This is a genomic window from Allorhizobium ampelinum S4, assembly GCF_000016285.1.
In the GTDB taxonomy this organism is placed as follows: Bacteria; Pseudomonadota; Alphaproteobacteria; order Rhizobiales; family Rhizobiaceae; genus Allorhizobium; species Allorhizobium ampelinum.
Window position 1 is genome coordinate 986,649 of the sequence record NC_011988.1, and the last position, 12,690, is coordinate 999,338.

Consider the following 12,690-nt stretch of genomic DNA (forward strand, 5'->3'; position numbering starts at 1 on the left):
GAAGGGCGGCCTGAGCCGCCCTTCCGTTGCAATATTTCAAGAGCGTATCAGCCCCAGCACTTCTTCAGGCCTTCGGCGACGTCGATTGACGGTACGCCCTTAGCAGCCTTGTCGGTGACGAGCGAAACGCCCGTATCAAAGAAGTCCTTGCCAGCGGTTGGCTTTGGCTTTTCGCCAGAGTCAGCAAACTTCTTGATGGCTTCGATGCCGAGGGCTGCCATCATCAGCGGATACTGCTGCGATGTCGCACCAATCACGCCTTCCTTGACGTTTTTCACGCCAGGGCAGCCGCCGTCAACCGATACGATCAGCACGTCCTTCTGCTTGCCAACAGCCTTGAGGGCTTCATAGGCACCGGCAGCGGCTGGTTCGTTGATCGTGTGAACAACGTTGATGTTCGGGTTTTTCTGCAGAAGGTTTTCCATGGCCGTACGGCCACCTTCTTCGTTGCCGTTGGTGATGTCGTGGCCGACGATGCGCGGGTCGGTTTCGTCACCAATCTTGTTCGGGTCCTTCGGATCAATGCCGAAGCCGATCATGAAGCCCTGGTCGCGCATAACGTCAACCGATGGCTGGGCAGGGGTAAGGTCGAGGAAGGCAACCTTGGCATCCTTGGCCTTGTCGCCCAGGGTGGCGGCAGCCCACTGGCCAATCAGCTTGCCAGCAAGAAGGTTGTCGGTCGCAAATGTCGCGTCAGCGGCATTGACCGGATCAAGCGGCGTATCGAGTGCGATCACCAGAAGACCAGCGTCGCGGGCTTCCTTGACGGCAGGCACGATGCCCTTGGTGTCGGAGGCGGTGATCAGGATACCCTTGGCACCATCGGCAATGCAGGTTTCAATGGCTGCAACCTGGCTTTCGCTATCGCCGTCGATCTTGCCGGCATAGGACTTCAGCGTAACGCCCAGTTCCTTGGCCTTGGCGGAAGCGCCTTCCTTCATCTTGACGAAGAATGGATTGGTATCGGTTTTGGTGATCAGGCAGGCTGAAACGTCAGCAGCCTGTGCGCCTGTCGAAAAGACAACGCCGAGAGCCAGGGCGCCAAGCGTGGCGCCGATCAAATTGGTCTTCATATGGATCCTCCCAAGGACAAAGATAAACGCACCCTCTCAAGGGGCCGTTCGGTTCGCATGGTCCATCACCTCTCCCGTGTTGGCCCCCATGCTTCCTGCCTCAAGAAAACACTATTCCAAATGCCTGTCAATAAATAAATCGAGTTGAATTATTAATCCACTGTGGCATGCTTGGCGCGGTCGTGGCAGGGCGGGAGGAGCCTGTGCCAGGCTGATACGGAGCAGGATGCTCAGCAGAATTGGTTGCCGGGCCAGGATGGCGAAATGCTAATCCGGCAGAGCTCGGGGCCTTGAAATTCTTGTCGCACGCGGCTCTCTGGCCGGGTTGGGCGGGATGGGAGGATGATCGATGACAGAGGGAATGAATGCGGGTCTGGCCATGCCGCCCGCTGCCCTCGAGACGAGTGGCGGCGCCAATCAGGTCGGAGTGCGCGCCTATAACGAGCGGCTGGTCATGTCGCTGGTGCGCCGGCATGGCAGCCTGTCCAAGGCGGAAATTGCCCGGCGCAGCGGTCTCTCGGCCCAGACGGTGACGGTGATCATGCGGGTGCTGGAGCGCGAAAAGCTGCTGGTGCGCGGTGAGCCGGTGCGTGGACGCGTCGGCCAGCCTTCGGTGCCAATGCGGCTCAATCCGGATGCGGTCTATTCGTTCGGGGTCAAGATCGGAAGACGCAGTGCCAACCTGGTGCTGATGGATTTCGTCGGCACGATCCGCCATGAGGTGCGTCGCACCTATCCTTATCCAATGCCCGGCCTCCTGCTGGATTTCATCGTCGGCGGCATTTCCGATATTGAGGGCAGGCTTTCCGTAGCCGAGCGCGCGCGAATTGCCGGTGTGGGCATTGCAGCGCCGTTCGAATTGTGGAGTTGGGCGGAGGAAACCGGCGCGCCATCAGAGGAAATGGATGTCTGGCGTGAGACTGATCTCAAGGCCGATGTTGCGGCCCGGATCGGTTATCCGGTCTTCATCCAGAACGATGCGACCAGCGCCTGTGCAGCGGAATTGGTGTTCGGGGTCGGGCCACACTATCCGGATTTCGTCTATTTTTTCCTCGGCTCTTTCGTTGGCGGCGGCATCGTGCTGAATTCCTCGCTGTTTTCCGGACGCACCGGCACAGCTGGCGCGGTTGGGCCGCTGCCTGTGCAAAGGCGCGATGGCAAAACCGTCCAGCTTTTGAAGATCGCGTCGATTTTCGTGTTGGAAAACCTGCTGCGTGACTATGGACAGGATAGCCAGTCCCTATGGTATTCGCCGAGCGACTGGGTGGACTATGGCGAGCCGCTGGAGATCTGGATCCGCGATACCGCCGCAGCGCTGGCCCAGGCGATTGTTGCTGCGGCCTCGATCATCGACTTTTCCGCCGCCGTCATCGATGGCGGTTTTCCGCAATGGGTGCGCCAGCGTCTGGTTGTGGCTATCCAGGAAGCGGCGCGTGATCTCGACCTCCAGGGTGTATTGATGCCCGAGATCGTCGAAGGCGCCGTCGGCCACCAGGCCCGGTCGGTTGGCGGTGCCAGCCTGCCGCTGTTTTCCCGTTATCTTTTGGATCAGAATGTGTTGTTCAAGGAGTTACTGTAAATGCTGAAGGGCCTCAATCCCATCCTCAATCCCGAATTGCTGGCTACCCTGCGGGCGATGGGTCATGGTGATGAAATCGCCATTGTCGATGGCAATTATCCCGGTCTCGAACATGCAAGGCGGCTGGTGCGGCTGGATGGTCTCGGCCTTATTCCGGTGCTGGATGCCATTCTCTCGGTTCTGCCGATCGACGATTTCGTGCCGGAAGCGATTTTCCGCTCCACCGTCGGCAAGGACCGCGATGCACTTGACCCGGTTCATGCGGAAATCATCGCCTGCTGCGCTGTCCATGAGCCAAAACAGCCGGTCGTCCCGCTGCTGGGGCCGGATTTCTATCCGCGCGTCAAGGCGGCGCATACAGTTGTGCAAACTGGCGAACCCCGCCTTTATGCCAATGTCATTCTTAAGAAAGGCGTGATATATCCGAAATAACCTCTGATTGCAGCAGTCGCATTGGCGGACCTGCGGCTGCAAAGGGCGAAAGGCCCTGGATGGGGTTTTGAGCCAGAAGAGGCCGTGCGGGGGGGCCTGCACGGCCTTTTCCATGCTCAAATCGCCGTAAAGCCGTTATCCACGAACAGATGGGCACCATTGACGAAGCGGGATTCGTCGCTGGCCAGATAAAGGGCTGCGCGGGCCACGTCTTCCGGTTCGCCGATCCGGCCCTGTTGGGCGATGATGGCGGCATCCGAGACATCGACACCCAGCGCTTGAAGGTCGGTCAATTCCCGAAGTCCATGCGGCGTGCGGATAAAGCCGGGGCAGACGGCGTTGCAGCGAATGTTCCGGTCGCGGAATTCCACGCCGATGGCGCGGGCAAACATATGGACTGCGCCCTTGGTGGTGTCATAGAGCACTTCCATCGGCGTCGCTGCTACGGCTGATATCGAGGAGGTGCAGACGATGGAGCCACCACCCGCGGCAATCATGCCGGGCAAAACGGCCCGGGTCATCAGAAACATCGAGCGGACATTGACCGCATGCAGCCAGTCCCATTCCTTCAGCGTGGTTTCCAGGAATGGCTTGATGACGATGGTGCCGGCGTGATTGAACAACACGGTGACAGCCCCGAACCGGTCCTCGACACCCTTGACGGCGGCCTGAACGGCGTCTTCTTCCGAGACATCGGCCACCCAGAAATCGGCTATGCCGCCAGAATCACGAATATCCTTGACCGTCTGTTCGGCCTCCGCGCCATTGCGGTCGATGATGGCGACGGCAGCGCCTTCCGCTGCAAACAGCCGCGAGGCCGCCCCGCCCATGCCGGTCGCACCACCGGAAATGATGGCGATTTTTCCCTTCAGTCTGTCTGTCATGGGTTTCCGTCCTTGTTGCGCTGCGGATGATGTTGGTGCGCTCACGGCTTCGACAGCCTTGCCCGGGTTGAGCGCGGCGTCGAAAGAATGAGGCTGGTTTCGCTATTGGTGATGCCGGGAACCAGTCGCACACGTCGCAAGACACTGTCGAAATCCGTCAGGGTTGCTGCCCCCAGCTCGACGATCAGGTCCCAGCGCCCATTGGTCGAATGCACGGCGGAAATCTCGGGAAAGCCGCTCAGCGCCCGGATCACCTTGTCAGTGACATGGCCCTGGATTTCGATCATCATGATACCGCGCACGCCAAGATCGACCGTATCGGCCCGCAGGATCACGGTATAGCCAAGAATGGTGCCCTCACGCTCCAACCGTTCCAGCCGCGCCCGCACCGTTGCGCGCGACGCGCCGGTTTCCAGCGCCAGATCGGAAATGCTGCGTCGGCCGTTATGGCGCAAAAGTGTGACCAGCCGTTCATCGAGATCGTCCACTAACTTCTCACTTTGAGCAATAAAACTGCCATAACGATAAGCCATATGGAGATTATTGCCAATCTACATCGTTCAAATTGCCAGATACAGATGGTTGAATAGCGACAACAACAGGAGGTGCGTATGGAGTGCAGATTGATCGGAGTTCCCTTGCAGATCGGGGCGGGCCGTCTGGGCTGTGAAATGGGACCGAGCGCGCTGCGTATTGCCGGGCTCGGCCCGATGCTGGAAGAGCTCGGCCATCGCGTCACCGATCTCGGCAATGTCGCGCCTGCCGCCTTCAAGTCCCTTAGTCATCCCAATCCGGCTGTGCATCACCTGCCGGAAACCGTTGCCTGGATCGAGACCTTGTCCGAGGCCGCTTACCGCGAAAGTGCGGATGCCATGCCGATTTTTCTGGGTGGTGACCACGCGCTTTCGGCTGGCACGGTACCGGGGCTGGCGCGCCGGGCGGCGGAACAAGGCCGACCGCTTTTTGTGCTCTGGCTGGATGCCCATACCGATTTCCATACGCTGGAAACCACGGAAAGCGGCAATCTGCATGGTACGCCGGTGGCTTATTTCACCGGTCAACCGGGTTTTACCGGCTATTTTCCGGATCTGGTGGAAGCGGTCGATCCGGCTCATGTGGCAATGATCGGCATTCGCAGTGTCGATCCGGCGGAACGCGCCGCTTTGCGCCGGACCGGCATCACCGTGCATGACATGCGGATGATCGATGAGCATGGCGTTGCCGTGCTGCTGCGGGCTTTTCTGGATAAGGTTCGGGCCGCGAATGGCTTGCTGCATATCAGTTTCGATGTGGATTTTCTCGATCCGATGATTGCGCCCGCCGTTGGCACCACAGTGCCGGGTGGTGCGACCTTCCGCGAGGCGCATCTGGTGATGGAAATGCTGCATGACAGCGGCCTGGTCTCCAGCCTTGATCTGGTCGAACTCAACCCTTTCCTGGACGAGCGGGGCCGCACCGCAATCCTGATGGCGGATCTGACCGCCAGCCTGATGGGACGGCAGGTCATGGACCGTCCGACACGCGATTATGCCGGGAGCGTTTGATGAGTGCTATTGCCAATCTGAATATCGTCCCCTTCGTCAGCGTCGATCATATGATGAAACTGGTGCTGCGGATCGGGGTCGAGACCTTCCTGACTGAACTCGCCGAGGTGATCGAGGAGGACTTCCGTCGCTGGGAAGTGTTTGACAAGACGCCGCGCATTGCCTCGCATTCCAGCGATGGGGTGATCGAGTTGATGCCGACCAGCGACGGCACGCTCTACGGCTTCAAATATGTCAACGGCCATCCAAAGAACATGCGGCAGGGCCGCCAGACAGTGACGGCTTTCGGCGTGTTGTCGGATGTCGGCAATGGCTATCCGATGCTGCTGTCGGAAATGACCATTCTCACGGCATTGCGGACGGCGGCGACCTCGGCTGTCGCGGCCAAATACCTCGCCCGGCCCGATGCCCGCTGCATGGCGGTGATCGGCAATGGCGCGCAAGCCGAGTTTCAGGCGCTGGCCTTTAAGGCGATCTGTGGCATCACGCATCTTCGGCTCTATGATATCGATCGCAGCGCCAGCGACAAATGCCTGCGCAACCTTGAGGGAAGCGGATTGGCGATAACGCTGTGCCATTCCTCGCAGGAGGCGGTCGAGGGCGCGGATATCATCACCACCGTCACCGCCGACAAGCAATGCGCCACCATTCTCACCGACAACATGGTCGGCCCCGGTGTTCATATCAACGCCGTGGGTGGGGATTGCCCCGGCAAAACCGAATTGCACCGCGATATCCTCCATCGCGCCGATATTTTCGTCGAATATCCTCCTCAGACCCGGATCGAGGGGGAGATCCAGCAAATGGCTCCCGATCATCCCGTCACAGAACTGTGGCAGGTCATGACCGGCACGGCCAAGGGACGTAGCGATTCGCGCCAGATCACCTTGTTCGATTCGGTCGGCTTTGCCATCGAGGATTTTTCGGCCCTGCGCTATGTGCGCAGCAAGCTGGCCGCGACCGGGCTTTTCACCGAATTGGACCTGCTGGCCGACCCCGATGAGCCCCGCGATCTCTATGGCATGGTGCTGCGCAGCAAGGCTTCTGTCGGTTGATGACTAAAATTTCATGATCGACGGTATGGATCCTTTTGCCTTGATCCCCATTTCTGCATGGAGTCAAGTTTTACAAAGGATCTATCATGGACGTCGTTCGCATTCTGTTTGCCATTCTTCTGCCCCCGGTCGGCGTTTTTCTCCAGGTCGGTATCGGTCTGCAATTCTGGTTGAATATTCTTCTGACATTGTGCGGCTATATCCCCGGCATCATCCATGCCATCTGGGTGATTCTGCGCAGGTAGCATCCTGAAGTGACGCATTGACGGTTACCGGCTGGCGACATGGCGATTGACAATGGGGCCAAGCCGGATGACCTTGGCGCCCGTGGCAACGGTTGGAGGACCGAAGCCTGTATCGCTTGGGAGGCCTGCCGTATGACTGTCGATCTGGTCGAGTATTTCGACGCCTATGCCCGTGATTATCAGCCTTATAAGGGTGGCAGTTGGTGCTATGAGGACGGTTGTCTCTATGCTGGGCTGATCGCCCTACATGAGGCGACCGGTGATACCAGATGGTCGGCGCATCTGAAGCGGCTGGTCGATGACCAGCTGGATGATCAGGGCCAGATGCGTGATTACGTGCTGACCGAGTATAATATCGACAATATCCTGCCGGGCCGGGCGCTGATTTTCCTGCTGAAAACGACCGGTGACAATCGTTACCAGGTTGCGGCAGACCGGCTTGCCCGGCAATTGCAAAGCCATCCGCGTCTTGGCGCCGGACCTTATTGGCACAAGCTGCGCTATCCCCATCAAGTCTGGTTGGATGGGCTCTATATGGGCCTCGCCTTCAAGGCCGAATACGGAAAGTTGGCTGGCGAGGAGTCTATGGTCCGCGATGCGCTCGAGGAATTGCTGGTGACGCTCGAGCTAACCTCGGATGGTGTGAGCGGGCTTTATCGCCACGGCTACGACGAGGAACGGCTGCAAGCCTGGGCCGATCCGCAAACCGGCCTGTCGCCCGCCCATTGGGCACGGGCGATCGGCTGGCTGGCGATGGCCATGGTCGATCTCTATGGCCTGGTGCCAGAGGGAGCGGATAAGTCGATGCTGGCCGAAAAGCTTGGTGAACTTCTCACCCGGCTTTCACACTTGCGCACCGGGGATGGCCGCTGGTTGCAGGTCATCGATCAGCCCGATCTTACCGGCAATTATCCTGAAAGCTCCGCGACGGCGATGTTCGCCTATGCCTCTCTGAAGGCAGCGCGGCTCGGGATCGCGGGAGCAACGGCAGAGGTCGGGTCAGAGGCATTGGAGAGCCTTCACCGTCATGCGCTTGGTCCCAATGCCTCTGGCCGGATCGTGATGAAGCAGATTTGCTGTGTGGCCGGACTGGGCGGGTTTGGCGGCGTCTACCGGGATGGAACGCCTGCCTATTACCTGTCCGAAGCGTTGAACGACGACGATATCAAGGGTGTTGGCCCATTGATGATGGCTGAAGCGGAGCGTCTGCGTTGCGCGACACACTCCGCATCTCCCGCACTGGCCTGACGGGAGCTGCCTTTTTCGGTTGTTATTTGAGATTGAAGCGGAACGGCACCGTAATCGTCTTGCTGACACCTGGCGGAGGTGCTGGCACCGGCGACGAACGTTTTATGGCATCGACCGTTGCCTGATCCAGATTTGGAAACCCTGAAGACCGGGAAATCGACACCGAGAGAACATTGCCGCTGTCATCGATCTGGAAGCGGGCATAGGCCGTGCCTTCCTCCTTGTTGGCGCGGGCTTCGCTTGGATAGCGCTTGCGTCGCTCAAGATAGGCCGCCAACCGTGCCTGCCATTTTTGCGGGCTGACGCTCGATGAAAACAGACCAGAACTGGTGGTGGAGGCTGCCGTCCTGTCCGATTGCGTCACCTCTGCCTGGGCCTCGCGCTGGGCTTTCTGGGCCTGCGGCTGCGGGGTGGCTTTCGGTTGCTTCTTTTTAACCGGCGTCGTGTCTGCGGTCTCCACCGGCTTTTGCACAGGGCGAGTTACGGGCAGCGGCACTTCCACATTTTCCAGTTCCTTGGTTACCTGTTCCTCGACCGTCGGTTCTTCCACCGGTTTTGGCTCGGGTTCCGGTGGTGGTTCGGGCTGTACTTCCGCGACTTCGGGTGGCGGAGGTGGCGTTTCCTCAACTTTTTCAGGTGGTGTCGGTTCCGGGGGCTGCACCTCGGGCGGCTGTGGAACGGGTGGCGGTTCGACCGGCTGTGGTGGCTTCTCAACCGCCTCGGATTTTACCTCTTCGGCATCCTGCTGATCGGGCGTGATCTGGTTTTCTTCGACCTTGGTAGCGACCGGCTCGGGAGCCAGTTCGATCATGATGGCAGCAGGCGGAGCACCGTCGGCCAACGGTTCTTCCGGCTGTTGCAGCATCAGCGCCACGGCACCGGCATGGGCGGCAAACACCAGGGTTCCGGCTGTACACCAGAGCAGCCAATCGAGGGCGGAACTGCGCCGCCCCGTCGGGTCCGCTTGCCTGCTCATTGGCCGTTGGTATCCTCTGCGGGCGGCGTAATGCTGGTCGCCTGCGGCAATGTTTCGACGCCGACCAGGGCAATCTTCAGATAGCCAGCGTCGCGCAGCAGGTTCATCACCGTCATGAATTCGCCGTAGCCGACATTCTTATCGGCGCGCAGGAAAATCCGCGTGTCTTTATTGCCCTTGGAGACCTGTTCCAGCACAGTCGGCAGCCTGTCGCGGCTGACTGTGTCATTGCCAAGCGCCAAGCTGAGATCCTGTTTCAGGGTGAGATAGACCGGTTCGTCCGGTCGTTTGGCCGGTGCGGCGCTGGAGGCGGGGAGGTCGACATTGACATCCACAGTCGCCAGCGGCGCCGCCACCATGAAAATGATCAGCAGAACCAGCATGACATCAATGAAGGGCGTGACATTGATCTCGTGGTTTTCAACCAGATCGTCGCTCGAATTTTCGCGGATACCTCCAGCCATCGGATTACTCCGTCACCACCTTGAGGCGGGCGGCGCGCACATCGGCCGGCACCTTGCGGAAATCGAGATCCCGGCTGACCAGCCGTTCCACCGCTGTTGCCGCATCCAGCAATTGCTGGCGATAGCCGGTCACCGCGCGGGCAAACACGTTATAGATCACCACGGCGGGAATGGCGGCAACCAGGCCGATGGCCGTGGCCAGCAGCGCCTCGGCAATACCAGGCGCGACGACGGCAAGATTGGTGGTCTGCGATTGCGAAATACCAATGAAGGAATTCATGATGCCCCAGACGGTGCCGAACAGACCGACAAAGGGGCCGATGGAGCCGATGGTGGCAAGAATGCCGGTTCCGGCTGTCATGCGGCGTCCGGCGCGCGATTCGATCCGCGACAGAGCCGAGCTTACTCGTTCCTTGACGCCGTCATTGCCAGCATAATCGAGCGCAGGCTCTGATAGTTTCAACTCGCGTGCAGCGATCAGCAGCATGTCCGGCACGGTGCCACGCCGTTTCTGCAATGCGCCTGCCGCTTGCGAGAGGGATCGCGCCTCTTGCAACACAGCCAGACCGCGCCGCAGCCTCGCCTTTGAGCCGGAGAGCTGAAGAGTTTTGACAAGGAGGATGGTCCAGGTTGCAACGGAGGCAAGGCCAAGGGCAATCATCACTGACTTCACGACCCAATCGGCGGCCATGAACATGCCAACAGGGGAAAGATCGTGGGGAATATCGGAGCGCTGGACTGCGGCGGCGGGAGCGTCCACTGCGACGCCTTCTGTGGGGGAGGGTGCTGGAGCTGGCGTGCCGTTATCCGCTGGTGGGGCTGTCAAATTGGTGGGTGCCGCAGGCGTCTCTTGTACCGGCGTTTGCGCAGGCATGGCTGTGGCTGGTTCGCTTGTGGTTTGCGCGGGTGCCGTCCCTTGCTGGGCCAAGGCGGCGGACGAACTCATCAGCGTGCCGGTTATCAGCAGACCCGAGCCAATAACCACGGTCATGCTCACGCGAGCGAGCGAAGAGGAGCGACGATACGCCATCAAACAACCTTCCGATCCAAATCCATTGCCAGCATGTCCCGCGCATGGCGGGGCAGTGCCTTTAATTGTTTGTCGATATTAAAGTTGAGTTATGTTTTCAAGTATAATCTTGCCAAGGATGCATTTTCCCTGAGCTTGCCCCAGAGCTTGCCAGGGAAAAGTGGTTTCCGGTTTTCCCGGTCAGGCAAGCTCACACAGAAGATCAGAGATGCTGCCTGGTTCAGAATGAAGCGGGCAGTCTCTCGGGCTTGCCAAGGGAAAAGTGGCTCCCGGTTTTCCCGATCAACGGGCATGGAGCATGGCGGATTGTTGCCTGCGAAGACCATGGAAAATTGCCCATGCCGGGTGTCGCTCATTGCCAATGACGGAACATTTTCAGTCGCTTGCCGTTCTCCTGCCGATAATTCTTTCAAGGAGCCTGTCATGCTGCACTGGATTTTGATTTTTCTGCTGATTGCTGCCGTTGCCAGCCTTCTGGGCTTTCGGGGCGTGGCGGGCGCTTCTGCCGGTATTGCGAAAATCCTGATCTTTATCGTGTTGGTAATCTTCATCATCGCCTTGGTCAGCGGCATTGTCATCGTCGCATAAAATACAGGTATTACAATAGACTTGCCTTATCCTGCGTCCTTCGGCGTGGGAGAAGATGCCCGTTCCTTGCCCCCCAAGGCGGGCGAAGCCGAAGTCCGCCGGATCTCCAGCTGACGGACTTCGGTTTCTTTATGAGAAACGGCAGATAGTGTATCGATTGATCTCAACAAAAATGCCGCTCATATAAATGGACGGCGCATGACGCCATCGGGCGTCCAGTTTGCGGCAGCCTGAAGACCGGCGCTGTCGAGGATCTCGCACCCACGGTCCAGCCAGCGGATCAGGCCACGGGCAGTCAGCTTTTTCAATGTTTTGTTGGTGTGAACGATCGAAAGGCCGAGCGTGTCGGCGACGTGGACCTGGGTGATCGGCAAATAGGGTTTCTCCGCGTCGATGAGCCCAGCCACCCGGCCGCGATCATCCAGGAAAGCCAGCAGATAGGCAGCGCGTTCCAGTGCGGTGCGCCGGCCAATGCTGATCAGATGATCGTCCAGCATGCTTTCTTCGCGTGACGCAATCCAGGTCAGGTCGTAGCCAAGGCCTGGATGTTTTTCGAAAAGAGAAAAAAGCCGCTCTCGCTCAAAGACGCAGAGCCGCATGGGTGTCAGCGCTTCGACGGAATGGGCCATTTCATCGAAAACCGCGCCCTGCAAACCGATCATATCACCCGGAACCACGTAATTCAGAATCTGCCGGCGACCATCCTCCAGAATTTTATAGCGAAACCCCCAGCCGGTCAGGGTTGTGTAAAGATGGGCGCTATGGCTGCCTTCAACAAGGATTGTCGTCCCTGCGTCAGCATGAAATTCACCCTTTCGGAACGCGCGAACGAACTCAAGTTCGCCGGGTGTAAACTCCCGGAAATGATCGTTGAGGCGGATGGGGCAGACCAGACAGGCCGTGTGAATTCCGTTCTTGAGCCGTTCTCCATGTCTTGCCGGTTCCTCTGGCATTCCGCCTCCTTATTTGCTTTTATTTTCAGTAAAGTATCAGGTGGAGCAAATGTTCCTGATTGAGGAGGGGTGACATGTCTTTTTTAAATGACCCGAAGCGATGAAGCACCGATAAGGGCTTTTAAGCAAAAAGGTTAATCAATGACTGAAAAGCCGCTGCATGTACTCGTTGCTGAAAAGCAGGCCTTGATCGCGATCGAGATCGAGGTCGTGCTCACGGAAGTGGCAGGCGGCAAAATCACCGTTTGCCTCCCTCGCGATATGCCATTGAGATTGAGCGAAACCCGCTATGATGTGGTGCTGATCGATGCGACCATCATGCCGGAGCAGAACCGCACGCGGTTCGATCTTATTCGAAGTCATGATGCCGGAGTGGTGTTTCTGACCTCCTTCGACGAGGTGCCGGGGTTTAACCAGCCGGAACCGGGCTTTGCGCTCCTGACGAAGCCGTTTGACGAGCAACGGCTCCTGGCTGCGGTGTTCGAAGCGGCGGCCAATCGAGATCCGATGGGCACAGGTTCAGAGACAAAGATCAAGGGGAATGGCGCCGATCAGGGGCCGAACAGATGACAAGCAGATCTCTCCCAATCGGCGCGACCCGCGCGCCGATTGGGAGATG

At 58.8% G+C, this 12,690-nt stretch carries 15 protein-coding genes; 8 read left to right on the plus strand and 7 right to left on the minus strand.

The annotated features are described in order from the left end of the window. Nucleotides 1-47 precede the first annotated feature (47 nt). Nucleotides 48-1,073, minus strand: a complete 1,026-nt coding sequence (locus AVI_RS21480) for a sugar ABC transporter substrate-binding protein (protein ID WP_012654240.1) — start codon at nucleotides 1,071-1,073, stop codon at nucleotides 48-50. A 349-nt stretch (nucleotides 1,074-1,422) separates the two neighbouring features. Here AVI_RS21480 and AVI_RS21485 point away from each other — a divergent pair, with 349 nt between their 5' ends. Next, nucleotides 1,423-2,652, plus strand: a complete 1,230-nt coding sequence (locus tag AVI_RS21485) for an ROK family transcriptional regulator (protein ID WP_012654241.1) — start codon at nucleotides 1,423-1,425, stop codon at nucleotides 2,650-2,652. Further along, on the plus strand, nucleotides 2,653-3,084 hold the full coding sequence (locus AVI_RS21490; RefSeq protein ID WP_012654242.1) for an RbsD/FucU family protein: 432 nt from the start codon (nucleotides 2,653-2,655) through the stop codon (nucleotides 3,082-3,084). A gap of 116 nt (nucleotides 3,085-3,200) precedes the next feature. On the opposite strand, the gene AVI_RS21495 is transcribed toward AVI_RS21490, so the two are convergent. Together AVI_RS21495 and AVI_RS21500 are read right to left on the minus strand one after the other, a co-directional pair. Continuing rightward, complete coding sequence (locus AVI_RS21495) at nucleotides 3,201-3,968, minus strand: SDR family NAD(P)-dependent oxidoreductase (RefSeq protein ID WP_012654243.1); 768 nt, start codon at nucleotides 3,966-3,968, stop codon at nucleotides 3,201-3,203. A gap of 41 nt (nucleotides 3,969-4,009) precedes the next feature. After that, the gene (locus AVI_RS21500; protein ID WP_012654244.1) at nucleotides 4,010-4,456 is read right to left on the minus strand and encodes an Lrp/AsnC family transcriptional regulator; all 447 of its coding nucleotides are present in this window, start codon (nucleotides 4,454-4,456) and stop codon (nucleotides 4,010-4,012) included. Nucleotides 4,457-4,579: 123 nt separating this feature from the next. On the opposite strand from AVI_RS21500, the gene rocF reads away from it, so the two are divergent. From rocF to AVI_RS21520, 4 genes are all read left to right on the plus strand, one after another. After that, nucleotides 4,580-5,512 (plus strand): arginase, encoded by a 933-nt coding sequence (rocF, locus tag AVI_RS21505; protein WP_012654245.1) that lies wholly within the window; start codon nucleotides 4,580-4,582, stop codon nucleotides 5,510-5,512. Continuing rightward, entirely contained in the window at nucleotides 5,512-6,567 is a 1,056-nt protein-coding gene (locus AVI_RS21510) for an ornithine cyclodeaminase (protein ID WP_012654246.1), read from the plus strand. Before rocF ends, AVI_RS21510 begins: the two co-directional genes overlap by 1 nt. 86 nt (nucleotides 6,568-6,653) lie before the next feature. Further along, a complete protein-coding gene (locus AVI_RS29745) occupies nucleotides 6,654-6,812 on the plus strand; it encodes a YqaE/Pmp3 family membrane protein (protein WP_012654247.1) in 159 nt (52 codons plus the stop codon). Between the two features lie 132 nt (nucleotides 6,813-6,944). Then, entirely contained in the window at nucleotides 6,945-8,060 is a 1,116-nt protein-coding gene (locus AVI_RS21520) for a glycoside hydrolase family 88/105 protein (protein WP_012654248.1), read from the plus strand. A gap of 22 nt (nucleotides 8,061-8,082) precedes the next feature. On the opposite strand, the gene AVI_RS21525 is transcribed toward AVI_RS21520, so the two are convergent. Genes AVI_RS21525 through exbB form a run of 3 tightly spaced genes read right to left on the minus strand, consistent with a single transcriptional unit; the run spans nucleotide 8,083 to nucleotide 10,530 of the window. After that, on the minus strand, nucleotides 8,083-9,036 hold the full coding sequence (locus AVI_RS21525; RefSeq protein WP_012654249.1) for an energy transducer TonB: 954 nt from the start codon (nucleotides 9,034-9,036) through the stop codon (nucleotides 8,083-8,085). Beyond that, nucleotides 9,033-9,500 carry a TonB system transport protein ExbD gene (gene exbD, locus AVI_RS21530; RefSeq protein ID WP_012654250.1) on the minus strand — a complete coding sequence of 156 codons (468 nt, stop codon included), beginning with the start codon at nucleotides 9,498-9,500 and terminating at the stop codon, nucleotides 9,033-9,035. Before exbD ends, AVI_RS21525 begins: the two co-directional genes overlap by 4 nt. Before the next feature lie 4 nt (nucleotides 9,501-9,504). Continuing rightward, nucleotides 9,505-10,530 carry a tonB-system energizer ExbB gene (gene exbB / locus AVI_RS21535; RefSeq protein ID WP_012654251.1) on the minus strand — a complete coding sequence of 342 codons (1,026 nt, stop codon included), beginning with the start codon at nucleotides 10,528-10,530 and terminating at the stop codon, nucleotides 9,505-9,507. 423 nt (nucleotides 10,531-10,953) lie between these two features. Between exbB and AVI_RS29750 the strand changes: the two genes are divergently transcribed. Then, the gene (locus AVI_RS29750; RefSeq protein WP_041698999.1) at nucleotides 10,954-11,118 is read left to right on the plus strand and encodes a DUF1328 domain-containing protein; all 165 of its coding nucleotides are present in this window, start codon (nucleotides 10,954-10,956) and stop codon (nucleotides 11,116-11,118) included. A 179-nt stretch (nucleotides 11,119-11,297) separates the two neighbouring features. Here AVI_RS29750 and AVI_RS21545 read toward each other — a convergent pair whose 3' ends face one another. Next, nucleotides 11,298-12,071: a Crp/Fnr family transcriptional regulator gene (locus AVI_RS21545; RefSeq protein WP_012654253.1), complete on the minus strand. Its 774-nt coding sequence runs from the start codon at nucleotides 12,069-12,071 to the stop codon at nucleotides 11,298-11,300. Nucleotides 12,072-12,212: 141 nt separating this feature from the next. Here AVI_RS21545 and AVI_RS21550 point away from each other — a divergent pair, with 141 nt between their 5' ends. Beyond that, nucleotides 12,213-12,641 carry a response regulator gene (locus AVI_RS21550; protein ID WP_012654254.1) on the plus strand — a complete coding sequence of 143 codons (429 nt, stop codon included), beginning with the start codon at nucleotides 12,213-12,215 and terminating at the stop codon, nucleotides 12,639-12,641. Nucleotides 12,642-12,690: the final 49 nt, after the last annotated feature.